Genomic DNA, 26,077 nt, shown 5'->3' with positions numbered 1-26,077 from the left:
TGGCGTCGATGACCCCCGTCGGCTCGCCGGCCCCGCGCCTCGGCCTGCCCCATCTGGGCGACGGGGTGGGACTGCGCGAGCCGCACTTCCCGCACCTGATGTCGACCGCCCCCGCCGACTGGGGCGTCGACTGGTTCGAGGTGATCAGCGAGAACTTCCTCGACCACGCCGGCTACGCCGCCCACGTGCTGGAGGTGGTGGCCGCCCATCGGCCGGTGGTGATGCACGGGGTGTCGCTGTCGATCGGCGGCGCCGATCCCCTGGACCGGGTCTATCTGGACAAGCTGGCGGCCCTGGCCGGCCGCGTCCGGCCGGCCTGGATTTCCGACCACCTGTGCTGGACCGGTGTGGCGGGGATCAACACCCACGACCTCCTGCCCGTGCCCCTGACCGAGGCGGTGCTGGCCCACGTGGTCGACCGCATCAAGGCCGTGCAGGATCGGCTGGGCCGGCCGCTGATCCTGGAGAACCCCAGCAGCTACCTGGAATTCCGCGCCTCCCAGATGCCGGAATGGGAGTTCCTGGCCCGCATGGCCGAGGCGGCCGACTGCGGGCTGCTGCTGGACGTCAACAACGTCCATGTCAGCGCCTTCAACCACGGCTTCGACGCGGCGGCCTATGTCGACGCCATCCCGGCCGAGCGGATCGTCCAGGTGCACCTGGCCGGGCCCAGCGACTACGGCACGCACCTGATGGACACCCACGACGCCCCGGTGCTGGACGCCGTCTGGCCGCTGTACGCCCAGGTCCAGGCCCGCACCGGCGGGGTGTCGACCCTGCTGGAGTGGGACGCCAATATCCCCGCCTGGCCCGACCTGCTGGCCGAGCTGGCCAAGGCCGACGCGGTGCGGGGCGGCTGGCTGCCGGACGGATTCCGGACACCGGCGCGGGCCCCCTTGCACGCCCATGGCTGAGCCCGACCTGACCGACCTGCAGCGCTGGATGCAGGGCGCGATCCTGGGGCGCGCCGCGCCGGCGGGCCTGGACGCCATCGTCGTCGGCGAACCCCGGGGCGGGAACAGCCTGACCGCCGCCCAGCGCCTGACGCTCTACGCCCGCGGCTACCGCGCCCGGCTGATGGAGTGCCTGGCCGCCGAATTCCCCTGCCTGCGGGCCCTGGCCGGCGAGCAGGTGTTCGAGCTGTTCGCGGCCGGCTACATCGCCGAGCGGCCCTCGAACGATCCCAGCCTCTACGGCCTGGGCGCCGGTTTCGCCGACTATCTGGAGGCCACGCGGCCGGCCGGCGACGACGGGCCCTGCGCCTTGTCGGCCATCCCCGCCGATCTGGCCCGGCTGGATCGGGCCCGGGCCGAGGTCCAGCGCGCCGCGGGCGTGGAGCGCCAGGCGGGGCCCCTGGCCGCGGCCGACCTGATGCTGATGCCCGGCGCCCGCCTGCGGCGACCCGACAGCGTGCGGCTGCTGACCCTGGGTTTCGATCCCGGGCCGGTGCTGGCCGCCGTGGACCAGGGCGGGCCGATCGATCCGCCGCCGCCGTGTCCGACGCCGGTCGCCGTGGCGCGCAGCCGCTGGCGCGTCGCCGTCCACGCCCTGCCGGTCTGGCGTCATGCCTGGCTGGAAGCGCTGGGGGAGGACGGGACCGACGTCCACGCCGCCGCCGCCCGCGCGGCCCAGGCCACCGGTCGCGAGACCGGCGCGGTGATCGCCGACCTGACCCTGTGGCTGCCGGTGGCGGCGGCCCAAGGCCTGGTGACGGTCTGAGAGCGGCCGGGCGCCGAGACGACCGTCATCGTCCCAGCATATAGCGGACGCTCAGCGACGCGCTGAACTGGTCCGGCGAGCCGAGGTCCGCGACGATGGGGCTGTCGGCGATGTCGCCCAGTCCGCGCCGATAGCGGGCGGCGGCGACCAGGTTCCAATGGCGGTTCAGCGGGAACTCGGCGCTGGCCGTGACGCCGGCGGCCAGGGCGGGACCGTCCGGGGCGTAGGGCGCGATGTCGAACGGGCTGCGGGCGGCTTCGGCGGGATCGACCGCGAAATAGGTGCGGGCAAAGGCGTCGTCGGCCCAGGTCAGGCGCGGTCCCAGCGAGGCGACGAGCCCGCCTTCGCGCCAGACGATGTCGGCCCCCGCGTCGGCGATCCACGCGGTGTGGCCGCCGACCCCGCGCCGCAGCTCGCCGCGCAGGCGCAGCCAGTCCCTGGGCCAGTAGGCCGCGAAGACGCCGCCTTCGGCCGCCCAGTCGACCTTGTCGAAACCCCGCAGGTCGCCGTCGCTCTCGCGGGGACCGCGCAGGCGTCCGACCAGTCCGGCGGACCATCGGGAGTCGCCGATCAGGCCGAGGCCGGCGCCGTCGTCGGGCGCGCCGAAGCCCGGCTGGGTCCCCCGCCGGGCGAAGTTGATGCTGCCGCTGGGGAACAGGCGATAGTCGTTCGAGCCCATATAGTCGGGCGCGACCCGCGCGCCGAAGCGCACGTTGTGCAGCGACCATCCGAGGATCGTGATGTCCGTCAGGTCGGCGCGGGCCTGGACATGGGCAGGAAGCGACGAGACCGCGACGGCCGTCCCGATCGCCGCCGCCCAGGAACGGGCGCGGGGCGCCTCCACCGCCGAACGAAGCACGGCTTGCCTCTTCATGGCAGGGAGAATTGGCCGCAAACCGAGCCCCGCCAATGCGGGCAACCCCCGAGACGTCGCTCAGCGAATCCGGGGCTAGGCCGAGGCCGGCGACCGCCGGCTATCGAAATCGGCCTTCAGCCTGGGGTCGATGATCGCTCTTCCTTGCACGTCACGACCACAGCAGGCCGGCGCGCCTGTCGGGCTCGACGAAACCCAGCAGGGTGGTGAGGGCCGTCGTTCGCGCCTTTTCGGGCAACTGAGCATCGGTGATCTCGTCGGCGATCCAAAAGGACAGGCAGCCGCGAAAGGCGATCGCCAGTTGCTCGGGCACGCGCTCGGCGGCGACCTTGGCCAGGGCGGGATCGACGCCGTCGCCCTCGCCGAATGCAGCGGCCCATAGGGCTCGTGATTGAGCGCTGACTTCGCTCGGCTTGGCGCCGGGGAAGCCTAGCGACCGGATGATCGCCCGGTTGATCTGGGGCTCCTCGAGCATGACGGCGACCGCGATCGATACGGCGGCGAGCACGCGGCTGATCGCGTCGCCGGGCGGCGCGGCTTCGGAAAAGCGCTCGCTCATGAGATCAATCCGGCGAGCCGACAGCGCCTGCGCGATCGCCGCCTTGCTTCCGAATTGATTGAACGGCGTGGCGAAGCTCACGCCGGCCTCGGCCGCCAGCTCGCGCATCGAGAACGAAGCGGCGCCATCGGCGCGGAGCAGGCGCTCGGCGGCGTCGAGCACCGCCTCGCGCGCCCGTGTTCGCTTCTGCTCTCGAACCGACATCTCAACCATGTGGGCAAAGGTGGTCCGCCCCGCGTCTTGCGTCAAGAAATTATATCATAATATAAATTTGTATTCCCCCCCCATCTGACGACTTCGAGAACCGCCATGACCGCATCGACCAAGACGTTTTTGATCACCGGTGTCAGCTCCGGCTTGGGCCGCGCCTTCGCCAGCGCCGCCTTGCGGGCCGGCCACGTTGTGATCGGTACGGTCCGCAACACACAGGCCGCGTCGGCGCATGAGGCGCTGGCGCCGGGGCGGGCTCATGCGCTCGTGCTCGACGTCACCGATTTCGACGCCGTGGCCGCCCAGGTCCCCGACGCGGAGCGCCGGTTCGGCGCGGTCGATGTCCTCGTCAACAACGCCGGTTACGGCCAGGAAGGCGTGGTGGAGGAGTCGTCGATCGACGATCTGCGCCGCCAGTTCGACGCCAATGTCTTTGGCGCGGTGGCGATGATCAAAGCCGTGCTGCCAGGCATGCGTGAGCGCGGCTCGGGCCGCATCATCAACGTCACCTCGATGGGCGGCTTCATCACCATGCCCGGCATCGCCTACTATTGCGGAAGCAAGTTCGCGCTGGAGGGTATTTCCGAAGCCCTGGGCAAGGAGGTCAAGTCGTTCGGCGTCCACGTGACCGCCTTGGCGCCGGGTCAGTTCCGCACCGACTGGGCCGGACGTTCGATGGACCGTGCGCCGCGCAGCATCGCCGCCTACGACGCGATCATGGATCCGATCCGTTCGGCGCGTCAGGCCAAGAGCGGACGCCAGCCGGGCGATCCAGCCAAGGCCGCCCAGGCCTTGCTGACGCTGGTGGAATCCGAGGCTCCGCCAACGCGGCTGTTTCTTGGCGAGGACGCGCTGGCCGTGGTCGAGCAGAAGCTGGACCTGATGCGAACCGAGATCGCCGCCTGGGATGCGCTCTCCCGGTCAACGAACTTCGACTAGGGGGAGGAGGCGGGGCATTGCCGGCGTGAGCGGCGACGCGACGCCCCGCCTAGTCGAACACCACCGTCTTGGCGCCCGCGATCAGCACGCGGTGCTCGACGTGCCACGTGACCGCGCGGGCCAGCACGGCGCACTCGACGTCGCGGCCCAGGGTGACCAGGTCCTCGGGGGTGTGGCTGTGGTCCACGCGGTGGACGCCTTGTTCGATGATCGGGCCCTCGTCGAGGTCGGTGGTGACGTAGTGGGCCGTGGCCCCGATGATCTTCACGCCGCGCTCGTAGGCCTGGTGATAGGGCTTGGCGCCCTTGAAGCTGGGCAGGAACGAGTGGTGGATGTTGATGCACTTGCCCGACAGCCGCGTGCACAGGGCCGGCGACAGGATTTGCATGTAGCGGGCCAGCACCACCAGATCGACGTCCAGGTCGTCGACCAGCTTCAGGAAGGCTTCCTCCTGCTCGGCCTTGTTGGCCTTGGTGGTGGGCAGGTGGAAATAGGGCAGGCCGCTCCATTCGGTGAACGAGCGCATGTCCTCGTGGTTGGACACCACCCCGACGATCTCGACCGGCAGCAGGCTGGCGCGCCAGCGGTGCAGCAGGTCGAACAGGCAATGGCCGAATTTCGAGACCGCGATCAGCACCTTGGGCTTGGCGCCGGCGTCGTGCAGGGCCCAGGTCATGCCGAACCGCTTGGCGATCAGTTCGAAGCCTTTGCGCAGGTCGTCGATCCCCGGCATGTCGCCGTCCGGGCGGAACACCGTGCGCATGTAGAACTGGTCGGCCAGGCCGTCGTTGAAGTGGCTGCTCTCGACGATCGAGGCGTCGTTGTCGGCCAGGAAGCCGGAAACGGCGGCGACCACGCCCTTCCGGTCGGGGCAGTGCAGGATCAGGATGTAGCGGTCGGCGGCGGTCTGGGAGTCCATGGCGGGCGTGGTAGTCGACCGCGCGCGCGAGGCCAAACGCATTGTTCTGGCGGGGCTTTCACAAAAAGGCCCGCCCTTGACGAAAACGGGCCGCGATCACCGACATGATCGCGGCCCGCGCCTCCGGCCGGTCGAAGGGGATATCCCGGCCGAAAGCCCCCCAAGGGACCCCTAGAACCGCACCGCCAGAGAGACGGCGTAGTTGCGATCAGGCTGGGTGTAGGCGTCCTTGACGGTGGAGTTGTCGGCCAGGCCGCGCACGTCGCTCCACCAGGCGTAGGTCTGGCCGGTGATGTTGAAGACGCCGCCGCGCAGGGTGACGTTGTCGGTGACGTTCCAGTAGGCCGTCAGGTCGAACACCGTGAACGCCTTGGGCATCCAGCAGTAATCCGAACCGGTCTGGGTCAGGGGCGGCAGGGGCGCGGGACGGGTGATCGTCACGCTGCAGCTGACGCCCGAGCGACCGGCGGACTCCTTGGCCGAGTGGACGGCGTTCAGCGCCCCGCCGAACCGGCCGGCCGGATCGCGGTACGACAGGCCCGCCACCAGCTTGACCGGGTCGATCGAGACCAGCGGCGTCTTCTTGCCGGCGTTCTCGGAATTGCCCCGGGCGTAGGAGGCCGCGCCCTGCAGGGTGAAGCCGCCGCCCAGCTAGGTGATGAAGCGGGCTTCCGCGCCCGAGATCTCGGCCTTGGACTGGTTGATGTACTGGTAGACCGCCGGGTCGGTGGGGGTGAACGCGCCGCGCACCTGCACCTGCTCGATGAAGTCGTCGTACTTGCCGGTGAAGCCGGTGACGCTGGCGTTCCAGGTCGGACGGTTCAGCCGGAAGCCCAGTTCGAAGGTCTCGCTGGTCTCGGGCTTCAGGTCGGGGTTGGAGATCGACATGTAGTTCGAGGCCAGGTTGGCGAAGCCGTTGTTCACCTGGGACGGGGAGGGGGCCTTGAAGCCGGCGGCGACGTTGGCGAACACCGTCACCAGGTCGGTCGTCTTCCACACCACGCCCAGCTTGGGCGAGACGTGGCTCTCGCTCTGGCTGGCCGGGACGTTGGCGGTGAACAGGGCGTCCTGCTTGGGGTCCAGCTTGTAGTAGTCGAAGCGCACGGCCGGATAGAAGGTGACCGGGCCGAAGGCGACCTCGTCCTGCAGATAGGCCCCGGCCAGGGTGTAGTCGGTGGTCGGGAAGGCGCGGGTGGGGAAGGTCTCGCCGGCCGGCGGCACGGTGCCGTCGCGCACGCCCTCCTGGCGGGTGATCGAGGCGTCGCCGCCCCAGACGAACTTGTTGGCCACGCCGCCGATCGTCGCGTCGCTGTGCAGCTCCAGGGCCGCGCCCCAGACCTCATTGTCGAAGGTGGCGTCGCGGGTGCGGTCGACGGCGGTGTTGCGGTCCTCGGCCGAGTACTGCCGGGTGGTGCTGTCCTGGTAGTAGATCGTGGTCTGGGCCGACTGGATCAGGCCCTGGCCGCCGTTGAAGCGGTGGTCCAGGCTGACGCGGTCGCGCCGCATCTTGTCCCAGGCGGTCAGGCCCAGGACGCTGGTCGAGGCCAGCGGCGGCTTGGCGATGGCGCTCAGCACGTTCCAGGTCGTGTCGCTGTCCAGGTGGTCGTAGGTCAGGCGGAAGCGGTTCTGGTCGTTGGGCGCGTAGACCACCCGGGCCAGCACGGCGTTGGACTGGTCGTCCTCGGGATTGGCGGTGGTGCGGTCGGTGTTGGCGGAGTCGTTGGCCCCGGCCGTCTTCTGGCCCTCGCCGTCGCGGCGGGTGTAGGCGATCATGCCTTCCCAGTTCCCGCTCTTGCCGGCGGCGGTCAGGCTTTCGGTCCAGCTCTCGTCGGCCGAGGCGTAGGCGACCTTGGCGCCGCCCGCGAAACTCTTGCCGCCCTTCAGGAAGTCGGACGGGTCCTTGGTGAAGTAGTTGACCGAGCCGGCCAGGCCGTCGCTGCCGTAGAGGGCCGAAGCGGGGCCGCGCACGATCTCGACCGACTTCAGGGTGTCCAGGTCCACATAGTCGCCGCGGCCCATGTTCTGCGCCCCGAAGGCGTAGCCGTCGGGCACGCGCACGCCGTCCACCATGATCAGGACGCGGTTGCCTTCCAGGCCGCGGATGTTGAAGCCGGCGTTGCCGTCGCGGCCGGTCGAGGCGCCCGCGGCGGTGAAGCGGGCGGGGGCGCGGCGCACCGAGACGCCGGGCTCGAAGCGGACCAGGTCCTTGATGTCCTTGACCAAGGCGTCGTCGATGTCCTGGTCGGAGATGACGCTGGCGGTGACCGGGGCGTCCTGCAGCTTCTTCTCCGAGCGGGTAGCGGTGACCGTCACCTTGTCCAGCTCCACGGCGTCGGCGCCCGGCGCCGCGTCGGCGGCAAAGGCCGCCTGGGCGCAGAGCAGGGCGGTGGCCGAAACGGCCGCGAAGATTGCGGACTTTCTGGCGAGCTTGGAGCGAGACATCGAAGACCCCCGGGTCTGTTGATTAGATGCGAACCGTTCGCATCTCGTTGGGGTCGAGCTACGGCCATCGGGCGGCCCGGTCAAGCTAAATGAGATTGATTCTTAGAATCACTAGCATTAGGGATTTCGGCAACGCTTCCCGAAACCGACCTCGAATCCGGAGATCTGGCCCATGCGCCGCTCGCTTTCCTTCGCCGCCTTCGCGACCGGCGCGGCCCTCGCCGGCGCCCTGGCCGGCGCGGCCCAGGCCCACTCGCCCTACCTGCTGCCCACCGTCTTCGACGTCAGCGACCGCAAGCTGGTGACGGTGGAGGGCTCGTTCACCGAGAGCTTCTTCACGCCCGAGGTGGTGATGAAGTCGGACGCCTGGGCGGTGGTCGGGCCGGACGGGACGCGCAAGCCGCTGACCGCGACCAACCTGCGCGAGCTCGCCCTGGTCGAGGTGGCCACCGAGGCCCCCGGCACCTATCGCATCACCAGCGGCCAGCGCACCGGCCGCACCGCCAAGGCCGTGCTGGTGAAGGACGAGTGGGTGTTCATCGAGGACCCCAGCAAGGCGCCCGCCGGGACCACGCCGGTCGACATGCAGAGCCTGACCCTGGCCGACGTCTACGTCACGCGCGGCGCGCCGACCAAGGCGGCTCTGGAGCCCATCGGCAAGGGCTTGGAATTCATGGCCGTCACCCATCCCAGCGAGATCACCACCGGCCAGGACGCCCGGTTCGTGGTGCTGTTCGACGGCAAGCCGGTGAAGGGCCAGGCGATCACCCTGCACGGCGCCGACGACCGCTACGCCGACGCCAAGGCCGCGCCGATCACCGTGACCAGCGACGATCAGGGCCGCTTCACGATCAAGCCGAACCGTTCGGGCGTCTACCAGATCCAGGCCCGCTATCGCGTCGCGCCGACCGCCGCCGACCCGGTCGGCCACTCCTACACCTACGCCCTGACCTTCGAATCCCTGCGCTAGAGAAAGCCTCCCCGATGAACACCAAGACCGCCCTCCTGGCCGCCGCCGCGCTCGCCGCCGTTTCCTTGGGTGTGGCCGCCCCGGCTTTCGCCGCCTCGCACGCCCGCGACACCTTCATCAAGGAGCAGGACCTCAACGGCGACGGCTCGGTCAGCAAGGAAGAGTTCAAGACGGGCCGCGAGAAGCAGTTCGCCAAGATCGACGCCGACCACAACGGCGTGCTGTCGCACGACGAATATGTCGGCGAGTTCAAGGCCCGCCTGACCGCGCGCCTCGCCGCCTCGACCGACACGGCCGAGAAGAAGGAAGAGGAGCGCATGCGCCAGGAGCGCCAGGCCGAGGTGCGCTTCGGCGTGCTCGACACCGACAAGAGCGGCGGCATCACCCCGGCCGAGTTCGAATATTCCGGCTGGCGGATGTTCGTGACCCACGACACCAACAAGGACGGCGCGGTCTCGGCGGCCGATCCGGTGGCCGAGGATACGAACTAGGACCCCTCCTATCCGCTCATCCCGGCGAATGCCGGGACCCAGATGGAATGGCCCTGAGACTGACGCCAACAGCGCTGAGCCCTTCCAGTCAGCTACCCCGCTATAGGATCTGGGTCCCGGCATTCGCCGGGGAGCGGATTTATTTGCAACTCAATGGTTGCCTATCCGGTTTCCCGGAGTCATGAATGCGCAATCAGGAGGTTGCTTATCATGACCGATCGTATCGAGAAGACCATCGACTTGAACGCGCCCGTCGAGCGTGTCTGGCGCGCCGTCAGCGACCACAAGGAATTCGGGACCTGGTTCAAGGTCGACCTGGAGGCGCCGTTCGCCGTCGGCCAGGAGGCGCGGGGCCAGATCACCCATCCGGGCTATGAGCATGTCACCTGGAAGGCCAAGGTCGTGGCCATCGAACCCACCAGGCGCCTGGCCTTCACCTGGCATCCCTACGGCGTCGATCCGGACATCGACTACGACCAGGAAGAGCCCACCCTGGTGGAGTTCCTGCTCCAGCCGAACGGCGACGGCACGCGGCTGACGGTCATCGAGTCCGGCTTCGACAAGGTGCCCGCCAACCGCCGCGAGGAAGCCTTCCGGATGAACGACGGGGGCTGGACCCAGCAGGTCCAGAACATCAAGGCCCATGTTGAATCCTAGCGCCGCCGACCCCGCGCCGATCTTCGCCGCCCTGGGGGATCGCACCCGCCTGGCCCTGCTGGGCAAGCTGGCCGACGGCCAGGCGCGGTCGATCTCGGCCCTGTCGCTCGACACCGCCCTGACCCGCCAGGCGATCACCAAGCACCTGCACGTGCTGCAGGACGCCGGCCTAGTCGCGTCCTTGCGCGTCGGCCGCGAAAGCCGCTTCGCCGCGCGGCGGGAGACCCTGGACGAAGCGCGGGCCTATCTGGACCGGGTGTCGGCCCAATGGGACGAGACGCTGGGGCGGCTGAAAGCGTTCGTGGAGGGGTAGGGTCGGGGACATGCCCTTGCGGCGTGTCCCCATCAGCATCCACTGCGCCAAGACTTGGGGACACGCCGCAAGGGCATGTCCCCGGCCCTACGCCCCCACCGGCGGCTCAGCGTAAGACGCCGACGCCGTGATCACCTCGTCGGGCGCGGCCAGCATCTGGAGATAGGCCTTCCTCGGATAGGCCATGTGCGGCTTGTCCTCGGCGTATTCCGGCTGCGGCACGGGGCTGGGGCCGTCATAGGGAGCGGGGGCCTTGAAGCGGGCGGCTTCCTCGGGGCTGATCCCGGCCTTGGCCAGCACGGCCGGGTCGACCCAGCGGGCCGGGTCGATCGGCTCGCCCGGGGCGGCGACCTCCAGGGTCATCTGGTCGGGGCCGGCGAAATAGATCGAGCGGCACATGCCGTGGTCGATGGGGCCCAGCACGTTGACGCCGTGGCTGCGGATGCGGTCGCGCAGGGCCAGCAGCTCGGCCTCGGTGTCGGCGCGGAAGGCCAGGTGCTGCAGCGTGCCCGGCGCGCTGGGCAGGGCCCCGTTGCCGGCGTGGGTGACGCCCAGCTGGACGGGGATCTTGTCGACGTCCGGCAGCTGGACGATCGAGAAGTAGCTGTGATCGTTCATCCGCAGGAAGGCGTGCAGGCCGCCGGGCACGCCGTGCATGTCGAACAGGGCCACCAGCGGGCAGCCCATCACCTCGCTGAAGAAGGCGATGTGTTTCTTGATGTCGCCGGCCATGAAGGCCAGGTGGTGGATGCCGGTCGGATGCTGCGCCATGGCGGTGTTCCCTTGCCGCCCCGAAGGAGGGGCTGCCTTGACTTCCCCGGGGACAGTCGCCGTCCCTTTTATTCCGGATAACGATGTTACGTTGCGGGAGGCAAGATGGCGAAGGATCCGGTCCGCGTCGTGCGCGAACCCTACGGCTACACCTATGCCGAACAGGCCCGCCTGAAAGAGACCTATGGCGGGCCGGCGGGCCAGGTGTTCGTCGAGTGCATGCGCGTTCGCCCTGAAACAGGCGAGTCCGACACCGTGATCCTGTTCAGCCATCCGATCGGCGGCGGCTCGTTCCTGCCGCTGGTCACGGCCCTGGCCCGGTCCGGGCGGCACGTCGTCTATTGCAACACCCGCTACCGGGGCAACGACACGGCGCTGATCCTGGAGAAGTGCGTGCTGGACCTGGGGGCCTGCGTCGCCGATCTGAAGACCCGCTTTGGGTACAAGAAGGTGGTGCTGGGCGGCTGGTCGGGCGGCGGCTCGCTGTCGCTGTTCTACCAGGACCAGGCGACGAACCCGACGATCACGCAGACGCCGGCCGGCGACCCGGTCGACCTGGTCGGGGCGGGGCTGCAGCCGGCCGACGGGGTGATGCTGCTGGCCGCGCACGTCAGCCGCTCGGTGACCCTGACCGAATGGCTGGACCCCTCGATCCTGGACGAGGACCGGCCCTTCGACCGCGATCCGGCCCTCGACATCTACGCGCCGAACTGCCCGCACCAACCGCCCTATGACGAGGCGTTCGTCACGGTGTTCCGCCACGCCCAGCTGTCGCGCAACCGCCGCATCACCGCCCGGGTGCGCGAGACGCTGGCGGCGCTGAAGGCCCGCGACCCGGACATGGAGCGGCCGTTCGTGATCTACGGCACCATGTGCGACGTGCGCTGGACCGACCCGGCCCAGGACCCGTCCGACCGACGGCCCCACACCTGCTATCTGGGCGATCCGCGCATCGCCAACGACGGTCCGGTGGGGCTGGCGCGGTTCACGACGCTGCGCTCGTGGCTGTCGCAATGGAGCTACGACGAGAGTCGGGCCAACGGCGTGCTCAACGCCGCCAACGTCTCGTGCCCGGTCCTGGTGATCAGCAACACGGCCGACCTGGCCTGCACGCCCAGCCACGCCCGCCGGCTGTTCGACGCCCTGGCCAGCGCCGACAAGTCCTATGTCGAGATCAAGGACGCCGACCACTACTACATCGAGCGGCCGGACCTGCTGCCCCAGGCCGTGGCGGCGGTGGGAAGCTGGTTGGATGAGCGGGGGTTCTGAGGGGCGGCTATTGGGGTTCTGGTTCCCCAAAGTTGTCATCCCGGAAAGCGCGCAGCGCTTGTCCGGGACCCAGGGCAACCGCACCGCCTTCGCCCAGTCTCCTGGGTCCCGGACAGCCCCTGCGGGGCTTCCGGGATGACAACGGTTTGGACGGGGGCGAGGCGGTCCTTAGTCGCGCACCGCCAGCACCCGCACGCCGCGGGCCCGGCCCTCGGGGTCGGTCCAGTGGAAGGCCTCGCCGGCGGTCAGGCCGATCAGGGCCGCGCCCACGGGGCTGAGCACCGAGATGCGGTTGTCGTCGATGCTGGCGTCGCGCGGCAGGCTGATGCGCACGTCGCGGACCTGGTCGTTGGACAGGTCCTGGAACTGGACCCGTGAGCCGATGCGGACGAAGGGCCGCGGCGCCTCGCCGGGCTCGACGATCACGGCGCGGGCCATCTCGTCGGCCAGCACGCGGCCGGCCGGGGCGCGATCCGCCGTGGCCTCGGCCAGGTTGGTCAGGACCTCGAAGTCCGCCTCGGTCACGTAGATCGCGGGCAGGGCTTGGGTGGTTTGGGTTTGGGTATTCAACATAGTCTTTTGCTTTTTCTGGATGTGTTCCGAGCCCGGGCCGGCGCTTCTGTGCGCGGGCCTGCTGAGGCTCGAGGCGCTCCGCGAGACGCGGGCGTTTTCATGAAGACCGGAAGCTTCGGGGAAAGAAGCCGCGTGCCGGATCAGGTTCGTGCGTGGCCTTGAGCGACGCGGGCCGTGTTACGGCCGAGCTGAAACGGGCATGGCGGGGAAACGTTCCTATTCATTCCAGGCCTCAAGGCCAGATGTTCTGGCGCTGTGCGCGGCCTGGATGTCGGAAGCCTGAGGTCAGGCGTTTCGGCGCGATGTCCTCGCGGCCGACGAAGGATAGATGGGGGCGATGGCCGCCGATGTCAAATGGAGGGGGGAGCGGTGGCGGTGAGAGAGGGATTCGAACCCTCGATAGAGTTTCCCCTATACACGCGTTCCAGGCGTGCGCCTTCAACCACTCGGCCACCTCACCATGCGCACCAGATGCGGAAGGCGGTTGAGACCCCCGACGCAGGAAGGGGCGCAATATACTCAGGACGATTGCGGTAGCAAGCGGCCATACGAGGTGAAACGAGATCGCGAAGGTCCTAGTATCGGCGGCTCAGTTTCGATCCCGAGATACCGCCATGGCTTCCGCCACCAAAATCCTGGACATGCCGACCGTCGACATCGCCCTGCCGGGGCGGGAACAGGCGATCCCGACGGCCCGCAGCCACTTCGTCAACGGCCACCCGCTGAAGGGGCCCTATCCCGACGGGACCGAGATCGCGGTGCTGGCCATGGGCTGCTTCTGGGGCGTGGAGCGGGTGTTCTGGAAGGTCCCGGGCGTCTACGTCACCGCCGCCGGCTACGCGGCGGGCGTCACGCCGAACCCCACCTACGAGGAGGTCTGCACCGGCCGCACGGGCCATACCGAGGTGGTGCAGATCGTGTTCGACCCGCGCGTGGTCACCTACGAGGCCCTGCTCAAGACCTTCTGGGAGAACCACGACCCGACCCAGGGCATGCGCCAGGGCGGCGACATCGGCACCCAGTACCGCTCGGGGATCTATGTGACCTCCGACAGCCAGGCGGCCGCGGCGGTGGCCTCGAAGGAGGCCTACCAGCAGGCGCTGGACGCCCAGGGTCTGGGGACCATCACGACCGAGATCGGCGCGGCCGGGCCGTTCTACTTCGCCGAGGACTATCACCAGCAGTACCTGGCCAAGAACCCCGAAGGCTATTGCGGCATCGGCGGCACCGGCGTGGTCTGCCCGATCGGGATCGGCGTGGAGGCATGACCTTAATCCCGCTCATCCCGGCGAATGCCGGGATCCAGATGGAAAGGCGCTGAGGCGGGTTCCATGAGCGCCGAGTTCTTCCAATCATCCACACCGCCATCGGATCTGGGTCCCGGCATTCGCCGGGATGGGCGGATTGGGGATGGTGCTTTCAGGATAACTCCATGACCCCCGAGGCCTTCCATGCCGCGGCCCTGGCCCTGCCGGCGGCGACCATGACCGTCCAGTGGGGCGCCGACCAGGTCTACAAGGTGGGCGGCAAGATGTTCGCCGTGCTGGGCGAGGGCGGGTTCTCGTTCAAGGCCTCGGACGTGGCGTTCGAGGTGCTGACCGAGACGGGCCCCGGCGTGCCCGCGCCCTACATGGCCCGGGCCAAGTGGGTGCGGTTCTACGACCTGGCGGCCGCCGACGAGGCCGAGGTGGCCGACTGGCTGAAGACGGCGCATGCGCTGATCGCGGCCAAGCTGACCAGGAAGGCGCGGGCCGAACTGGGGCTGTAGAGCTGGCCCTCCCCCTGTGGGGGAGGCGATCGCGCAGCGATCGGTGGGGGGAGTATTCGGGCCGGCGATCGCAGGTCCGGCCGTCTGCCGACCACGCCCCCTCCGTCGGCTTCGCCGACACCTCCCCCACAGGGGGAGGGATGTCTAAACCTGTTCGCTGTCCTTGCCCGCCAGGTGCGGGCCCACGACCACCGGCTGGTGCTCGAGGATGTGGCGGATCTTGCGCACGGCGGCCGAGGCGGGGCTGCGGCGCTGGCGCCAGAGCAGCAGGGCCATGGCCCCGCCGGTGGCCACGGCGAAGGCGATCGGGCCCAGCAGCCAGGCCGCCGCCGCCAGCGCGAAATAGTAGCCGCGCACCCCGGCGTTGAAGGCCGACAGGGCCGGGTTCAGGATCGCGCCCGCCGCCTCGGCGTACTCTTCCAGCACCGCGCGCGGGGCCCACATCGGGGCCGCGCCGATGGCGGCCAGGCAGTAGTTCATCTGGCGGATGGCCCAGATGAAGTCCAGCAGGCCGCGCGCCAGGGCGACCAGCACCACGCCCAGCTTGATCTGGAACACCAGGGCCGAGGCCGGGGCCAGGACGGCGATGCCCTCGATGCTCTTGAGCGCGCTGTCGCCGCCGAACAGCACCCCGGCCGCCGCGGCGATCAGGATCAGGTTCGATGAGGCGAAGAACGAGGCCGAGTTGATCGCGTGGCCCAGCAGTTGGCCATCCAGCAGAGCCACCTCGCGCACCGCCATCTCGGCCATCCACCGCCGTCGGATCACCGTCATGTCGGTGTTGATGACGTTCTTCTCCTTGCCCAGCTGCTTGAGCATCGGCTCGTAGAACAGCCAGCAGAACAGGAAGAAGGCCAGGACGACCAGGTCGATGACCGGCATGGCCAGGAACTGCTTGGACAGGGCGTGGGTGAGCGAAGAAGCCATGGCGCGAACTTAGGTCGATAACGAGAGTCGATGAAAGAGGGCCGGAGGGGCCAAGCTGTGAGCGGTATCAGTCCTCGAGGATCAGGCTGTGCTTGCCCGTGTCCTTCAGCAGCAGCGAGACGGTCAGGCCCACGGCCATGATCGCCGCCACATAGAGGTAGAAGCCGCTCTCCATCCCCTCGGACTTGAACCACAGGGCGACGTACTCGGCCGTGCCGCCGAACGCGGCGTTGCCGATGGCGTAGGGCAGGGCCACGCCGAGGGCGCGCACGTGGGTGGGGAACAGCTCGGCCTTCACCACGGCGCTGATCGAGGTGTAGCCCGACTGGACGAACAGGGCCGCGAAGATCAGGCCGAAGGCGACGAGGGGGCTGCCGGCCCTGGCGGTCAGAGTGAACACCGGCCAGGCGATCAGGGCGCCCACCCCGAAGGCGAAGACCAGCATCGTCTTGCGGCCCAGGCGGTCCGACGCCCAGCCGAACAGCGGCTGGATCAGCATGAAGCCGGCCAGGGTGGCCAGGTTCACGGCCCCGGCCGTGGCCTTGTCGAAGCCGGCCGTGTTGACCAGGAACTTCAGCATGTAGGTCGTGTAGGCGTAGAAGGCCAAGGAGCCGGCGGCGGTCAGGCCGATGATCGCCAGGGTCTGGTTGGGGTGGCGCGAGACCAGGGGCGCGGCCAGGGCCACATAGGTGGCGACCAGCAGGACGACCGCGCCGTACTGCGCCGTGGCCGCGAACGCGGCTTCGGTGAAGCTCCACACCATGGACGCCACCGTGGCCAGCAGCAGGCCGGTCACCCAGACGATCTGCCGGCGGCTGACGGGATCGCGGGGCGCCGTGACGTTCTGGTGCGAGATGCTCTCCTCGATGCCGGTGCGGATCCAGAACACCACCACGGCCAGGGCCGCGCCCACGAAGAACGGGATGCGCCAGCCCCACTCGGCCAGGTCGGCCTTGCTCAGGGCGTTCTGCAGGATCACCAGCACCAGGGCCGCCACCAGCTGGCCCATGATCAGGGTCACGTACTGGAAGCTGGACCAGAAGCCGCGGCGCTTCCGCCCGGCCATCTCGCTCATATAGGTGGCGCTGGCCCCGTACTCGCCGCCCACCGACAGGCCCTGCAGCAGGCGGGCCAGCAGCAGGATCACCGGGGCGGCGTCGCCGATCGTGGCGTGGCCGGGGCAGAGGGCGATGATCAGCGAGCCGACGCACATCAGGCCCACCGCCAGGGTCAGGCCGGCCTTGCGGCCCTTGCGGTCGGCGTAGAGGCCCATCAGCCAGGCCCCGACAGGGCGGGCGCCGAAGCCGACCGCGAAGATGGCGGCGGTCTGCATCAGCTGGGCGGTCTGGTCGCCCTTGGGGAAGAAGACCTTGGCGAAATAGATCGAGAAGGCGGCGTAGGCGAACCAGTCGTACCACTCGACCAGGTTGCCGGCCGATCCGCCGAGGATGGCCCGGGTGCGTCGCCAGGCGCTGAGGGGCGGCGTCGCCGTCGCGGCGGTGTCGGTCATCTGGCCCCCCTCAGGTCGTCTTGGCGACGACCTTAGGCGAACATCGGTCGTTCGGGGAGGGGGCGCGGTCGGGGACACGCGCGGGCGCGTGTCCCCAGCAGGCTTTGGGTCGCTAGATCCTGCCGAGCAGGACCAGGATGATGATGATCACCAGGATCAGGCCCAGGCCGCCGGAGGGGAAATAGCCCCACGAGCGGCTGTGGCCCCAGGTCGGCAGCGCGCCGATCAGGGCCAGGATCAGGATGATGATGAGGATCGTGCCGAGCATGTCCGTCTCCGTTGCATTCGTGCGCCCTGCGCGCCGGGGTTAGGCGGAGGGAATGCGAGAAGCGCGGCCAAGGTTCCGCGAGCGGAGCCTCAAGGGTGCGGCGGCGCGGGCGGCGGCGCGGGCGGCGGCGGGGGCGCGGGCGGATGGCGCCGCCGCCACCACCGGCGCAGCTTGGCGCGGTTGGCGAAGGCGGTTCCCAGCAGGGCCAGCAGGCCGCCGATCACCCACTGCAGGCCCTTCATGCGGTCCATCTGCCACGACAGCCAGTCCAGCAGGCCGATCTTCACCGACATCTCGTGGACCAGGGCCGGGCGTTCCAACTCGATCGGTCCGTCGGGCGTGACCAGTTCGTTGAAGATGCGCAAGGTCAGGGTGGTCCGGCCCGGGCGGGTCGGCTTGACCAGCCAGACGAAGGTGACGTTCTGCAGGGCGGTGACGTCGCGGACCTGTTCGGGCTTGTCGATCTCGACCTCCAGCCCGGAGAGTTCGGCGCGCACCCGGCGGCCGATCGCGACGGGCTTTTCCTCGACATGGGCCCCGCTCTTGGCGGTGGCGCTGTCGAGGGCGGCGACGGCCGCCGCGCGGTCCGCCGAGGCGATGACGGCGGTGATCGGCGTCTGCCGGCCCCAGGGCAGCTGGTCGCGCCAGCCGACGAGGACGGGCAGGGTGCGGATCTGCCGCCGGGCCAGGTCGGCCAGATAGCTGGCGCGTTCGGCGTCGTCGCAGGCCGGGTCGGGCGTCTCGGCGGCGCAGGGCGAGGGGTGAGGCGCCTCGCTGGCCGCCTCGTAGCGGGCGTCGCAGCCGGCCAGGACCAGCGCGACCAGGGCCAGGAGCGTGGCCGGACCCCGGGCGAGGCGGCGCGTGAGCGGCCGGTCGGGAAGGCCCGCGGCCGCGATGGCGACAAGGATGAGCAGGACGAGCAGGCCGGCCATTTCACGCCTCCCCGGCGGATGGTCCGATCCTCGCCCTATCGGCGCCGGTTGGCAACCATGGCGCGCGTCGTGGTGGATGATCGCCTGCCGCGCGCTTTCCGGGCGGCCCTCAGCCGCCGGGGCAGTCCTCGGCCTTGCGCAGGCCCACGGCCCACAGGGCGCCGATCACCGCGCCCTTGACGCGGGGCAGCAGGAGCAGGGTCAGGCCGGCCAGGGGCAGCACGGTCAGCGGCACCACCAGGGCCGGCGTCATCTTCCAGATGAACGGGAACAGCAGCAGCGGCGCCACCACCAGGTGGCCGATGATCAGGATGGTGAAATAGGCCGGGCCGTCGTCGGCCGGATAGCGCGCCAGGTCATGGCCGCAGACCTCGCAGTCGAGGTCGACCTTCAGATAGCGCGTATACAGCCGACCCTCGCCGCAGTTGGGGCAGCGATGGCGCACGCCGCGCTTCATGCCGGTCAGCATGCTGACCGTCGGAGCGCTGGAGGAGGACGGCTGGTCGTTCATGGGCGTGCATATGCCTCCGCGACGGTCCTGAAGGAAGGGGGCGCGGGGTCGCATGCGCCATTTTGAATCAGGTTTCGTTGAGATGAACGACGGTTTCGCAAAGCATTCGCCCGAAAGGCGAGCGAGTAGAAACGCTGTTACCTGGACGGGTTAACCACGACTGCTTTGGGGTTCTGCGGCTAAGCCACGGTTCGCTTGGGGAAAACGCGACGGTTGCGGCGTCGCCCGGCGGAGCAGCTTAACTATACCGAGGTTCGCGGACTCCGGTCGGCCGGAGCCCGCAACCCTCGATCCTGCGACTATTTGGCGTCCTTGGCGGTGTTGGTCACGGCGCGGCCGGCGGCCGAGACGTCCTGGCCGACGCCGGCGATGGTGTTGCAGGCCGAAACCATCAGGGCGGCGGCCACGGCGGCCAGGATCACGATCTTGCGCATGGAGAGGTCTCTGAGTTGAATGGCGGCGGACCTTAACCTTGGCCCATGGCGACGTTCAAGCGTGCGACCACGGCGAAGTCATGGCGCCGGGGCGCTAGCGCTGGGTCCGATCCAATTGCCGCTTCCCCAGCCGTTGTCATCCCGGAAAGCGCGCAGCGCTTGTCCGGGATCCAGGTGAACCGCACCGCTTCCACCCAGTCCCCTGGGTCCCGGACAGCCTCTGCGAGGCTTCCGGATGACAACCGTTCTGAGATGTTCGCTAGCGAATGCGAGCTCACCGCTTCCCGGGCCGATAATCCTCCTTCACGTGCCCTCGAAGTGCGTCTTCCGTGAACAGCACCGGCTTGGTGCGCATGGCCGCGAACAGCGGGGTCTGGTCGGCGTAGTGGGGCGAGGCGGCGTCCAGGGTGGCCGAGCCGAACTGGTGGATGCTGTCGGAATGCACCGCCCCGGCCGCGTCCCAGCGCACGAACATGATGAAGGTGTCGCCGGCGTCGGCGGTCAGCGTGCCGTCTTTCTGCGGGACGCCCCAGACCGAGCGGTAGGTGTCGGCCCCGCCGTCGATGGGCAGGTCGACCTTGCCGCGGCGGATGCGGTTGACCTGGCCCCATTCCGGGTCGAGGCGGCCGAAGTTCGTCTTCAGCGTCTTGATGGCGGCCTTCAGGCTGTCGATCGGGGCGGGCGGCGTGTCGCCGTTGATCTGGGCCACCAGGATCGGCTGGATCGTCAGCGAGGCCAGGGCGGCGGCGCGGTTGTGGACGTCGGTGCGCCGGTCCCAGCCGCGCAGGATCGTCTGGGCGGCCTTGAGGTCGGCGTCGGTCCCGGGATCGAGCGCCGTCAGCGCCTTGATCATCGCCACCTCGGACGAGTGCTCCGAATAGGTGATGTCGAACTTGTAGCGCCGGAACGCCTCGTCGGTGATCGCCGGATCGGCGCCGACCAGTTCCTGGATGCGCAGGGCGCGGTTGGTGACGTTGGTCTGCAGGCCCTGGCTGGCCGGGAAGTCGGCGGGCTTGAGGTTGTCGGCCGGATCGCTGGCCAGGAACGGGCTGTTGTTGGAATTGTAGACGTAGCCCGACTTGGGGTTCCACAGCTGGGGAATGGCGTCGACGGGACGATAGCCCTGCCAGATCAGGTCGGAGCGGTCGCCCGGCAGCACGCCGCTCCAGTCGACGCCCTCGCGGCGGTTCGGATACTGGCCGTTGTGGACGAAGCCGATGTTCCCGGCCGCGTCGGCATAGATGTAGTTCAGGCTGGGCAGGGCGTGGGTGGCGATGCCGGCCCGCCATTCAGCCAGGTTCCGCGCCTTGTTCAGCCGCCAGTACTGCAGCGGCTGGCGGTATTCGCCCATGCCGGCGTAGCGCAGGGCGAACAGGCCGTGCTTGGTCTCCAGCACCGGGCCATGGACGGTGCGCAGGGCGGACTTGGTCACCGGGATGACGATCGGGCCCCACAGCCTGACCTTCAGCTTCACCTCGTGGCGCTGGAAGTCGCGCCAGGCGCCGTCCAGCCGGTACTGGTTCTTGTTCCGCGGATTGATCGTCAGACGATAGGCGTCGAACAGGTCGGGCTTGGAGACGGTGTTGGCCCAGCCCAGGTTGGCGTTGTGGCCGTGCAGCATGAACGGCGCGCCGGGGAAGAAGCCGCCGGCCACGTGCCAGCCGTCGCCGCTCTCGACCACGGCCTCGTACCAGGCGACCGGACCGGTATAGGGCTGGTGCGAATTGACCAGCAGGCGGGGCAGGTGGTCGGCGGTGCGCGAGGGCGCCAGGGCCAGGCCGTTCGAGCCCTTCGGCGGGGCCTTCTGCGGCTCCTCCGGCGCGTTCAGCCGCTTCAGCTCGCCGTCCAGGCCGTAGAAGAACGGCTGCTTGAACACGAAGCCGGCCAGCACGTCCTTGCCGGTCATCGGCAGCAGGCCCGGCGTCACGGCCTTCGGATGGGTGGCGGCGTAGTAGTTCGCCCCGTCGGCATAGGCCTCGAGCACGGCGCGCAGGTCGGCCGGCAGCTTGGGATATCCCGCGTCGACCGTCGGCCAGACGTCCAGCAGGCCCACCAGATAGTCGGTGACGGCCGCCTTGGGGCCGTCACGGCGCGCCAGCGTCCCCCGCGTGGCCAGCACCACCGACTGCAGGGTCGCGAAGTCGTCCTCGGACTGGGCGTAGGCCAGGCCGAACGCGGCGTCGGGATCGTGCTTGCCCAGGACGTGCGGCACGCCCCATTCGTCGCGACGGATATGGACGTCATAGGCGTCGGCGCGGGCGATCAGGGCCTGGGTGTCGGGCTTGGGCGGCCGGTCGGCCAGGTCCAGCGCGATCAGCACCAGCACGGCCGCCAGGGCCAGGCCGACGACGGCCAGCAGGCCGCGCGCAATCCACCGCATCATGTTCCGCCCCGATCCTTGTTTTGGGGCGATGATGAGCGCGGATCGCCGCCGACGATAGGCGGACCTTAGGGAAAGGCGAGCTTTGGCTGGAAACGGCCAGGCATGACGCCCGGCCTGGCGTCAGCCTTCGCCGTCCGCGCCGCTGGAGCCGGAGCGCAGCGGGCCGTCCACCACGCCGAAGTCGCGCGAGCGCATCTTGCCGTCGGCGAGCTGGACGCCTTCGGCCTCCAGGCCTCGCTTCAGCAATTCGCGCACGGCGGCGGCTCGGCTGGGCATGCGGCGCGCGAAGCGCCAGTCATCCAACGCGGCGAGCTCATCCTGCGTGAGCATGATCTGCAGGCGTTCGGGTCGGGTCAGGTCGTTCATCGGTCTCGGCCCCCGGAAAAGGGGCGGCTCTCCTCTAGTTCGGTGGAGCTAACGCGCGAGGGCCGCCACCGGGTTCCATGATAACGCCAAAACCGTAACTGGCCAAGAATGGGCCACTTACTCATTAAGTGCATTCAGCGCCTTTCACTAAGTTAACGCCAAGTGATTGATCGGCTGAATTTAAGTCAAAGATCAGTCGAGTTTCCGACATTGAGGGTTGTGATTGTGATCACTAAATAAAACTCGGATTCTTCGTCAAACAAAACCATCGCTTTTTACCTCGATTTGTGGTTTCTTGGCGGTGACGGAATATCCTGCCGCCTTACCGAAAGCCCCCCGAGCCATGGACGTCGAGCACCGAGAATTCGGTGATGCGGCCGTTCGCCATGTCGGGTCTGACGACCGGCTGAGCGAAGCCCAGCATCGCATCGCCAACAACCTGGCCCTGATCGCCGGCTATACGCGGCTGCAGGCCACGCGGCTTCACAAGTCCGGTCAGCCCCTGTCGGCCCGCGAGGCCTGCATCGCGCTGGAGGAAGTGGCGACCCGGATCGAGACCGTCGGCGAGCTGCACCGCCTGCTGTCGGCCGCGCCGGGGCATGGCCCGGGCTCGAGCGACGGCCGCGTCGACCTGGGGCGTTTCCTGTCCAAGCTGTGCCGCAGCCTGATGGAGACCGTCAGCTTCGCCGGCGAGACCGTCATCACCCACAGGGACGCCGGCGGCTGCGTCGTCCGGCCCGACCAGGCCACGCCCGTGGCCCTGATCGTCAGCGAGCTGGTGACCAACGCCCTCAAATACGCCCACCCCACCGGCGTGGCGGGCCGCATCCTGGTGTCGTGCCGGTCGACCGGCGGCGGCCTGGTCGTCGAAGTGACCGACGACGGCGTGGGCCTGAGCGAGGACTTCGACCCGCTCACCGACGGCGGCCTCGGCTTCCGGGTCGTGCGCGGCCTGGCGCGCCAGCTGGGCGCGGACCTGGTCTACGAATCCCGCGGCCTCGGCCTGACCGTGCGCCTGACGCTGGGCGCCGACGACGAGCACCGGGTCATCCCGCTCTGGCCGGATCGCGGCGCCGGATCGAGCGCGGATCGGGACTAACCGCTCGCGTTCTAGGGTTTTACCCGATGGCAGGCCCGATACGGATGCTGCAACCTGAACGGGCTTGCAGACGTCGAGGTGTCCTCCCCCGATTCCCCTCGACGCGCCGGGCCGCCTACTTCCGACGGGGCGTGTCCAGCCGCAGGCCGAGAGCCGGCCGGGGTGTCCCGACGCACGAATTCGGCCGGCTCTCCCCCATCCTCTTCCCAGATCAGGTTTCGGCTCAGGGCGCCGTCTTGCGGGCGTCCGGCGCCTCGTCGACCGGCATGTCCAGGCCGCCCAGCCCGGCGGCCTTCATCGCGTCGCGCAGGTTGGTGACCGGGTCGCCGGTCCCGGTCGTGAACGACAGGCTGCCGGGCGCGGCGCGGTTTTCGGCCAGGTTGCTGAAGGCCGGACCGCCGGGCGCGGCCGGGTTCAGGGCGACGGCGTAGGTCTTGCCCGGCAGGGCCGTGCACAGCAAGACGAAGGTCTTGGCGTCGTTGAGCAGGCGAGGGGTCCGCAGGCAGTCCAGCTTGTCGCCGCCCGCGCTGCCCAGATCGTAGGCGAAGTCGCGCGGCGTCATCTGCTGGTCGAACACCATCTTCAGCACCAGCACGCCCGGGGCCACCGTCTGGCCGTTCTCGGGCCAGGTGGCGACCAGCTTGGGCTTTTCGGTCGGCGGCATGACCGTGACGGGCGAGACCGGCGTCGGCGTCTCGGCGGGGGGCTTCGTCGGCGGTTTGCCGGCCTGGGCCAGGACGGGGCCGGCCGCGAGACTCAGGAGCAGGACGAGGGGAAGGGCGCGCATGATCCGCAAGGTGTGGTCAAAGCACGGCGTTCTCAAGGCGCCGCTTCGCACGCTAGCGCGTCATCCAGGGCTTGCTCTTGCTGCTCGAGGCGGCCGCGGCGGCCTGCTCGCGCTGGAACCGGCCGCCCCGCGGCGGCTTCGGCTTGGCGGCCAGGGCGGCCTTCTTCAGGCGCAGGGCGCGCTGGATCGGGGTCTCGTTGGGATCTTCGGGCTGGTCGGTCATGGCGGGCTTCTAGCATGCTCCGGGCGATCTGTCCGGAGGCCGGCGAGCAACATGGCGACCCAATCCTGGCGTTGCGCTCCCGCATCGGGCATCGTCGCCGCGTGGGCGACTCGGCGATCAACGGCAAGACCTGGAACGAGGCCGAGCAGGACATGGTGGTCGGCGACTACCTGGTCATGCTCGACAAGGTGATGACCGGTCGCGCCTACGATCCGGCCAACCATCAGCGCGCCCTGCGTTTCGTCACCAACCGCTCGGGCGGGGCGATCACCTTCCTGCAGGGCGAGATCTCGGCCGTGCTGACCCTGATCGGCCTGCCCATCCTGAAGGACCACCCGCCGCGCTGGGACTTCGGCGACGGCCTGGTGGATTCGGTGGACCGCTGCCTGACCGCCAAGCCCGCGGCCCTCAAGGACCTGGCCCAGCCGCCAGCCCTGCTGGGCCGTTCGGTCGCCCCGACCCTGGCCGAGGGCGCGCCGTCGCGGGCCCACCACGCGCCGCCCAGCGAACGCACCGAGCGGCTGGTGGCCAAGTTCGACCCCGCCGCCCGCGACCTGGAGGCCCGCATGCTGGCCCGGATCGGCGTCGCCGCCGCCCTGGTCTACGAGCAGCGCCGGCTGGAGGAGCGCGGCCGGGCGGACCTGGCCGAGCAGGTGCGCCTGATCCAGCCGACCGATCCGGAAGGCTGCGACCTGGTCAGCTTCAGCCGCACCGGCGCCCCGCGCCTGATCGCGGTCAAGACCACCACCGGCGGCCCGGCCACGCCGTTCCGGCTGACCCCCGCCGAGGACGCCCTCCGCGAAGCCCAGCCGGGGGCGTTCATCGTCTATCGCCTGTACGACGTGGCCCGCGAGGCCCGGGTTTTCCGGGTGCGGGGCCAGCCGCAGGCCCAGGCGCCCGAGGATCAGGCGTCCCAGGATCGGGCGGCCCAGGATCAGGCGTCCCAAGATCAGCCGTCGATGTCCCAGCCCAGCGCGACCCTGCCCGAATAGCGCCGCTGCGGTCCGTCCTGCAGGGGATGGAAGCGCGCGCCCTGGACGTCGCGGAACGCCCGCTCCAGCCCCGTGTCGCGATAGAACGACGCCCCGCCCGCCGCCTCCATGGCCCGCTCGACCGTGGCGATCGCGTTCTGGGCCAGCAGGGTGCGGCCGATCATGACGCGGCTGGTGGTCTCGGGACCGGGGACGCCGGTCTCGGCGGTGTCGACCATCCGCTCCCAGGCCATCTCGGCGCCGGCGAAGGCGTTCTCGATCGACCCGACCAGCTCGGCCGCGGCGGCGTCGGGCGACTTGCGGCCCACCAGTTCCAGCGCCCGGGCCCGCGCCCCCTCGGCCACGCCCAGATAGGCCGAATAGATCAGGGGGAAGGCGATCATGCCGATGATGTGGAACAGCGGATGCCACGGTCCGCTGGGCCGGCGGCCCGAGATCGCCGCCTCGGGCACGAAGACATCGGTCAGCACCACGTCGTGCGAGCCCGTGCCGCGCATGCCCAGGGTGCGCCAGGTCTCGATGATCTCGACGCCCGGTCCCTTCAACGGCACGGCGAAGTGCAGCACCGTGGGGCCGCCTTCCGGGTCGTTCCACACCGCGCTGGTCGACAGCAGGTCGCCGGCCAGGCAGCCGCTGGAGAACGCCTTGCGGGCGGTGATCGCAAAGCCGCCCTCGACCTTGACCGCCGTCCCGCCGCTGGCCAGCCAGTCCGACCCGCCGCTGGAGACCAGCACCAGGTCCTCGGCGGCGACGCGCTTGAGCAGGCCCTCGGTCGGCGCGCCCTGCTTGCGCCAGCGCCACGCGGCGGCGGCGACCAGATGGCTGTGCATGGCGAAGGCCAGGGCGGTGGAGCCGCAGGCCGCGCCCAGGCGGCGGATCACCCGGCAGACCTCGGCGACGCTCGCCCCGCCGCCGCCGAACTCGATGGGGACCAGGGCCTTGAAGAAGCCCTGCGCCTTCAGCTGGGCGTAGGCGTCGGCCACGAAGCTGTCGTCGGCGTCGTGGGCGGCGGCCTGGGCCGCGATGACCTGGGCCAGCGCGTCGGCGCGCGCCAGCCAGTCGATCGAGGCGGTGATTTCCGGAGTCGCGGTGTCGAGCGGCATGTCTTGAACCCTGTTGTCGAAGGCGGGTCCTTCGCCCGCCGGTTCCGCGACCTTGCCCAGGCGGGCGA

The 26,077-nt window shown here is 69.6% G+C and carries 28 protein-coding genes, 1 tRNA gene and 1 pseudogene; 12 read left to right on the top strand and 18 right to left on the bottom strand.

The genetic code is table 11. The features are described from left to right. Positions 1-8: 8 nt before the first annotated feature. On the top strand, positions 9-914 hold the full coding sequence (locus tag BR39_RS0115840) for a DUF692 domain-containing protein (RefSeq protein ID WP_051695845.1): 906 nt from the start codon (positions 9-11) through the stop codon (positions 912-914). Further along, positions 907-1,719 carry a DNA-binding domain-containing protein gene (locus BR39_RS0115835; protein WP_051695767.1) on the top strand — a complete coding sequence of 271 codons (813 nt, stop codon included), beginning with the start codon at positions 907-909 and terminating at the stop codon, positions 1,717-1,719. The genes BR39_RS0115840 and BR39_RS0115835 overlap by 8 nt, the downstream gene beginning before the upstream one ends. Before the next feature lie 25 nt (positions 1,720-1,744). On the opposite strand, the gene BR39_RS0115830 is transcribed toward BR39_RS0115835, so the two are convergent. Both BR39_RS0115830 and BR39_RS0115825 read right to left on the bottom strand, forming a co-directional pair. Next, complete coding sequence (locus tag BR39_RS0115830) at positions 1,745-2,578, bottom strand: MipA/OmpV family protein (protein ID WP_197026718.1); 834 nt, start codon at positions 2,576-2,578, stop codon at positions 1,745-1,747. Positions 2,579-2,744: 166 nt separating this feature from the next. Then, complete coding sequence (locus BR39_RS0115825; protein ID WP_197026717.1) at positions 2,745-3,401, bottom strand: TetR/AcrR family transcriptional regulator; 657 nt, start codon at positions 3,399-3,401, stop codon at positions 2,745-2,747. 60 nt (positions 3,402-3,461) lie between these two features. Between BR39_RS0115825 and BR39_RS0115820 the strand changes: the two genes are divergently transcribed. Beyond that, positions 3,462-4,301 carry an oxidoreductase gene (locus BR39_RS0115820; protein ID WP_029913874.1) on the top strand — a complete coding sequence of 280 codons (840 nt, stop codon included), beginning with the start codon at positions 3,462-3,464 and terminating at the stop codon, positions 4,299-4,301. A 49-nt stretch (positions 4,302-4,350) separates the two neighbouring features. Here the strand turns inward: BR39_RS0115820 and purU are convergent, their stop codons facing one another. Then, positions 4,351-5,220, bottom strand: a complete 870-nt coding sequence (gene purU, locus BR39_RS0115815; protein ID WP_029913873.1) for a formyltetrahydrofolate deformylase — start codon at positions 5,218-5,220, stop codon at positions 4,351-4,353. A gap of 171 nt (positions 5,221-5,391) precedes the next feature. Next, positions 5,392-7,662 (bottom strand): annotated as a pseudogene (locus BR39_RS25390) (TonB-dependent hemoglobin/transferrin/lactoferrin family receptor). A gap of 172 nt (positions 7,663-7,834) precedes the next feature. On the opposite strand from BR39_RS25390, the gene BR39_RS0115805 reads away from it, so the two are divergent. From BR39_RS0115805 to BR39_RS0115790, 4 genes are all read left to right on the top strand, one after another. Continuing rightward, positions 7,835-8,632 (top strand): DUF4198 domain-containing protein, encoded by a 798-nt coding sequence (locus BR39_RS0115805; protein WP_029913872.1) that lies wholly within the window; start codon positions 7,835-7,837, stop codon positions 8,630-8,632. A 14-nt stretch (positions 8,633-8,646) separates the two neighbouring features. Next, positions 8,647-9,123, top strand: a complete 477-nt coding sequence (locus BR39_RS0115800) for an EF-hand domain-containing protein (RefSeq protein ID WP_029913871.1) — start codon at positions 8,647-8,649, stop codon at positions 9,121-9,123. Positions 9,124-9,333: 210 nt separating this feature from the next. After that, on the top strand, positions 9,334-9,780 hold the full coding sequence (locus BR39_RS0115795; protein WP_029913870.1) for an SRPBCC family protein: 447 nt from the start codon (positions 9,334-9,336) through the stop codon (positions 9,778-9,780). Next, positions 9,767-10,093 (top strand): helix-turn-helix transcriptional regulator, encoded by a 327-nt coding sequence (locus BR39_RS0115790; RefSeq protein WP_029913869.1) that lies wholly within the window; start codon positions 9,767-9,769, stop codon positions 10,091-10,093. The genes BR39_RS0115795 and BR39_RS0115790 overlap by 14 nt, the downstream gene beginning before the upstream one ends. Before the next feature lie 87 nt (positions 10,094-10,180). Here the strand turns inward: BR39_RS0115790 and BR39_RS0115785 are convergent, their stop codons facing one another. Continuing rightward, positions 10,181-10,864: a VOC family protein gene (locus tag BR39_RS0115785; protein ID WP_029913868.1), complete on the bottom strand. Its 684-nt coding sequence runs from the start codon at positions 10,862-10,864 to the stop codon at positions 10,181-10,183. Positions 10,865-10,969: 105 nt separating this feature from the next. Here BR39_RS0115785 and BR39_RS0115780 point away from each other — a divergent pair, with 105 nt between their 5' ends. Then, positions 10,970-12,133 carry a S9 family peptidase gene (locus BR39_RS0115780; protein WP_029913865.1) on the top strand — a complete coding sequence of 388 codons (1,164 nt, stop codon included), beginning with the start codon at positions 10,970-10,972 and terminating at the stop codon, positions 12,131-12,133. 168 nt (positions 12,134-12,301) lie between these two features. On the opposite strand, the gene rnk is transcribed toward BR39_RS0115780, so the two are convergent. Further along, on the bottom strand, positions 12,302-12,706 hold the full coding sequence (gene rnk, locus BR39_RS0115775; protein ID WP_029913863.1) for a nucleoside diphosphate kinase regulator: 405 nt from the start codon (positions 12,704-12,706) through the stop codon (positions 12,302-12,304). A gap of 370 nt (positions 12,707-13,076) precedes the next feature. After that, a tRNA-Ser gene (locus tag BR39_RS0115770) sits at positions 13,077-13,166 on the bottom strand. 154 nt (positions 13,167-13,320) lie between these two features. On the opposite strand from BR39_RS0115770, the gene msrA reads away from it, so the two are divergent. Continuing rightward, positions 13,321-13,974, top strand: coding sequence for a peptide-methionine (S)-S-oxide reductase MsrA (gene msrA, locus BR39_RS0115765; RefSeq protein WP_029913861.1), 654 nt, complete (start codon positions 13,321-13,323; stop codon positions 13,972-13,974). Positions 13,975-14,138: 164 nt separating this feature from the next. Continuing rightward, positions 14,139-14,474, top strand: coding sequence for an MmcQ/YjbR family DNA-binding protein (locus BR39_RS0115760; RefSeq protein WP_029913859.1), 336 nt, complete (start codon positions 14,139-14,141; stop codon positions 14,472-14,474). 144 nt (positions 14,475-14,618) lie between these two features. On the opposite strand, the gene BR39_RS0115755 is transcribed toward BR39_RS0115760, so the two are convergent. From BR39_RS0115755 to BR39_RS0115720, 8 genes are all read right to left on the bottom strand, one after another. Next, positions 14,619-15,356 (bottom strand): DUF599 domain-containing protein, encoded by a 738-nt coding sequence (locus BR39_RS0115755; protein WP_029913857.1) that lies wholly within the window; start codon positions 15,354-15,356, stop codon positions 14,619-14,621. 112 nt (positions 15,357-15,468) lie between these two features. Further along, positions 15,469-16,911 carry an MFS transporter gene (locus BR39_RS0115750; protein ID WP_029913855.1) on the bottom strand — a complete coding sequence of 481 codons (1,443 nt, stop codon included), beginning with the start codon at positions 16,909-16,911 and terminating at the stop codon, positions 15,469-15,471. Positions 16,912-17,023: 112 nt separating this feature from the next. Further along, the gene (locus BR39_RS26215) at positions 17,024-17,179 is read right to left on the bottom strand and encodes a DUF3309 family protein (protein ID WP_081916837.1); all 156 of its coding nucleotides are present in this window, start codon (positions 17,177-17,179) and stop codon (positions 17,024-17,026) included. A gap of 89 nt (positions 17,180-17,268) precedes the next feature. Beyond that, positions 17,269-18,111, bottom strand: coding sequence for a hypothetical protein (locus BR39_RS0115740; RefSeq protein ID WP_029913853.1), 843 nt, complete (start codon positions 18,109-18,111; stop codon positions 17,269-17,271). Between the two features lie 109 nt (positions 18,112-18,220). Continuing rightward, positions 18,221-18,622 carry a DUF983 domain-containing protein gene (locus tag BR39_RS0115735; RefSeq protein WP_029913851.1) on the bottom strand — a complete coding sequence of 134 codons (402 nt, stop codon included), beginning with the start codon at positions 18,620-18,622 and terminating at the stop codon, positions 18,221-18,223. Positions 18,623-18,921: 299 nt separating this feature from the next. After that, positions 18,922-19,056, bottom strand: a complete 135-nt coding sequence (locus BR39_RS0115730) for an entericidin A/B family lipoprotein (RefSeq protein WP_029913849.1) — start codon at positions 19,054-19,056, stop codon at positions 18,922-18,924. Between the two features lie 274 nt (positions 19,057-19,330). Next, entirely contained in the window at positions 19,331-21,436 is a 2,106-nt protein-coding gene (locus BR39_RS0115725) for an acylase (RefSeq protein WP_029913842.1), read from the bottom strand. Between the two features lie 123 nt (positions 21,437-21,559). Continuing rightward, on the bottom strand, positions 21,560-21,805 hold the full coding sequence (locus BR39_RS0115720) for a hypothetical protein (protein ID WP_029913841.1): 246 nt from the start codon (positions 21,803-21,805) through the stop codon (positions 21,560-21,562). A 343-nt stretch (positions 21,806-22,148) separates the two neighbouring features. Between BR39_RS0115720 and BR39_RS0115715 the strand changes: the two genes are divergently transcribed. After that, positions 22,149-22,904 carry a sensor histidine kinase gene (locus tag BR39_RS0115715; RefSeq protein ID WP_029913840.1) on the top strand — a complete coding sequence of 252 codons (756 nt, stop codon included), beginning with the start codon at positions 22,149-22,151 and terminating at the stop codon, positions 22,902-22,904. Positions 22,905-23,127: 223 nt separating this feature from the next. On the opposite strand, the gene BR39_RS0115710 is transcribed toward BR39_RS0115715, so the two are convergent. Together BR39_RS0115710 and BR39_RS26785 are read right to left on the bottom strand one after the other, a co-directional pair. Next, the gene (locus BR39_RS0115710; protein ID WP_029913839.1) at positions 23,128-23,691 is read right to left on the bottom strand and encodes a hypothetical protein; all 564 of its coding nucleotides are present in this window, start codon (positions 23,689-23,691) and stop codon (positions 23,128-23,130) included. Positions 23,692-23,743: 52 nt separating this feature from the next. Then, a complete protein-coding gene (locus tag BR39_RS26785) occupies positions 23,744-23,914 on the bottom strand; it encodes a hypothetical protein (RefSeq protein WP_197026716.1) in 171 nt (56 codons plus the stop codon). A gap of 14 nt (positions 23,915-23,928) precedes the next feature. On the opposite strand from BR39_RS26785, the gene BR39_RS0115700 reads away from it, so the two are divergent. Beyond that, on the top strand, positions 23,929-24,906 hold the full coding sequence (locus tag BR39_RS0115700) for a DUF3883 domain-containing protein (RefSeq protein ID WP_231499481.1): 978 nt from the start codon (positions 23,929-23,931) through the stop codon (positions 24,904-24,906). On the opposite strand, the gene BR39_RS0115695 is transcribed toward BR39_RS0115700, so the two are convergent. Continuing rightward, positions 24,864-26,009 (bottom strand): acyl-CoA dehydrogenase family protein, encoded by a 1,146-nt coding sequence (locus BR39_RS0115695; protein ID WP_051695762.1) that lies wholly within the window; start codon positions 26,007-26,009, stop codon positions 24,864-24,866. The genes BR39_RS0115700 and BR39_RS0115695 overlap by 43 nt on opposite strands. Between the last annotated feature and the right edge of the window lie 68 nt (positions 26,010-26,077).

The sequence above is a fragment of the Caulobacter sp. UNC358MFTsu5.1 genome, assembly GCF_000712075.1.
Classification (GTDB): Bacteria; Pseudomonadota; Alphaproteobacteria; order Caulobacterales; family Caulobacteraceae; genus Caulobacter.
The sequence above is the reverse complement of the archived record's forward strand: the minus strand, read 5'-3'. Positions and strand labels throughout refer to the sequence as shown.

Bases quoted from the DNA above. Each gene is read 5' to 3' on its own strand.
- BR39_RS26215 (WP_081916837.1), bottom strand. From the start codon at position 17,179: ATGCTCGGCACGATCCTCATCATCATCCTGATCCTGGCCCTGATCGGC.
- BR39_RS0115760 (WP_029913859.1), top strand. From the start codon at position 14,139: ATGACCCCCGAGGCCTTCCATGCCGCGGCCCTGGCCCTGCCGGCGGCG.
- BR39_RS0115820 (WP_029913874.1), top strand. From the start codon at position 3,462: ATGACCGCATCGACCAAGACGTTTTTGATCACCGGTGTCAGCTCCGGC.
- BR39_RS0115695 (WP_051695762.1), bottom strand. From the start codon at position 26,009: ATGCCGCTCGACACCGCGACTCCGGAAATCACCGCCTCGATCGACTGG.
- BR39_RS0115740 (WP_029913853.1), bottom strand. From the start codon at position 18,111: ATGGCCGGCCTGCTCGTCCTGCTCATCCTTGTCGCCATCGCGGCCGCG.
- BR39_RS0115700 (WP_231499481.1), top strand. From the start codon at position 23,929: ATGCTCCGGGCGATCTGTCCGGAGGCCGGCGAGCAACATGGCGACCCA.
- BR39_RS0115725 (WP_029913842.1), bottom strand. From the start codon at position 21,436: ATGCGGTGGATTGCGCGCGGCCTGCTGGCCGTCGTCGGCCTGGCCCTG.
- BR39_RS0115840 (WP_051695845.1), top strand. From the start codon at position 9: ATGACCCCCGTCGGCTCGCCGGCCCCGCGCCTCGGCCTGCCCCATCTG.
- BR39_RS0115790 (WP_029913869.1), top strand. From the start codon at position 9,767: ATGTTGAATCCTAGCGCCGCCGACCCCGCGCCGATCTTCGCCGCCCTG.
- BR39_RS0115805 (WP_029913872.1), top strand. From the start codon at position 7,835: ATGCGCCGCTCGCTTTCCTTCGCCGCCTTCGCGACCGGCGCGGCCCTC.
- BR39_RS0115715 (WP_029913840.1), top strand. From the start codon at position 22,149: ATGGACGTCGAGCACCGAGAATTCGGTGATGCGGCCGTTCGCCATGTC.
- BR39_RS0115780 (WP_029913865.1), top strand. From the start codon at position 10,970: ATGGCGAAGGATCCGGTCCGCGTCGTGCGCGAACCCTACGGCTACACC.
- BR39_RS0115800 (WP_029913871.1), top strand. From the start codon at position 8,647: ATGAACACCAAGACCGCCCTCCTGGCCGCCGCCGCGCTCGCCGCCGTT.
- BR39_RS0115785 (WP_029913868.1), bottom strand. From the start codon at position 10,864: ATGGCGCAGCATCCGACCGGCATCCACCACCTGGCCTTCATGGCCGGC.
- BR39_RS0115755 (WP_029913857.1), bottom strand. From the start codon at position 15,356: ATGCCGGTCATCGACCTGGTCGTCCTGGCCTTCTTCCTGTTCTGCTGG.
- BR39_RS0115835 (WP_051695767.1), top strand. From the start codon at position 907: ATGGCTGAGCCCGACCTGACCGACCTGCAGCGCTGGATGCAGGGCGCG.
- purU (WP_029913873.1), bottom strand. From the start codon at position 5,220: ATGGACTCCCAGACCGCCGCCGACCGCTACATCCTGATCCTGCACTGC.
- BR39_RS0115710 (WP_029913839.1), bottom strand. From the start codon at position 23,691: ATGCGCGCCCTTCCCCTCGTCCTGCTCCTGAGTCTCGCGGCCGGCCCC.
- BR39_RS0115795 (WP_029913870.1), top strand. From the start codon at position 9,334: ATGACCGATCGTATCGAGAAGACCATCGACTTGAACGCGCCCGTCGAG.
- BR39_RS26785 (WP_197026716.1), bottom strand. From the start codon at position 23,914: ATGACCGACCAGCCCGAAGATCCCAACGAGACCCCGATCCAGCGCGCC.
- BR39_RS0115735 (WP_029913851.1), bottom strand. From the start codon at position 18,622: ATGAACGACCAGCCGTCCTCCTCCAGCGCTCCGACGGTCAGCATGCTG.
- BR39_RS0115750 (WP_029913855.1), bottom strand. From the start codon at position 16,911: ATGACCGACACCGCCGCGACGGCGACGCCGCCCCTCAGCGCCTGGCGA.
- BR39_RS0115730 (WP_029913849.1), bottom strand. From the start codon at position 19,056: ATGCGCAAGATCGTGATCCTGGCCGCCGTGGCCGCCGCCCTGATGGTT.
- BR39_RS0115720 (WP_029913841.1), bottom strand. From the start codon at position 21,805: ATGAACGACCTGACCCGACCCGAACGCCTGCAGATCATGCTCACGCAG.
- msrA (WP_029913861.1), top strand. From the start codon at position 13,321: ATGGCTTCCGCCACCAAAATCCTGGACATGCCGACCGTCGACATCGCC.
- rnk (WP_029913863.1), bottom strand. From the start codon at position 12,706: ATGTTGAATACCCAAACCCAAACCACCCAAGCCCTGCCCGCGATCTAC.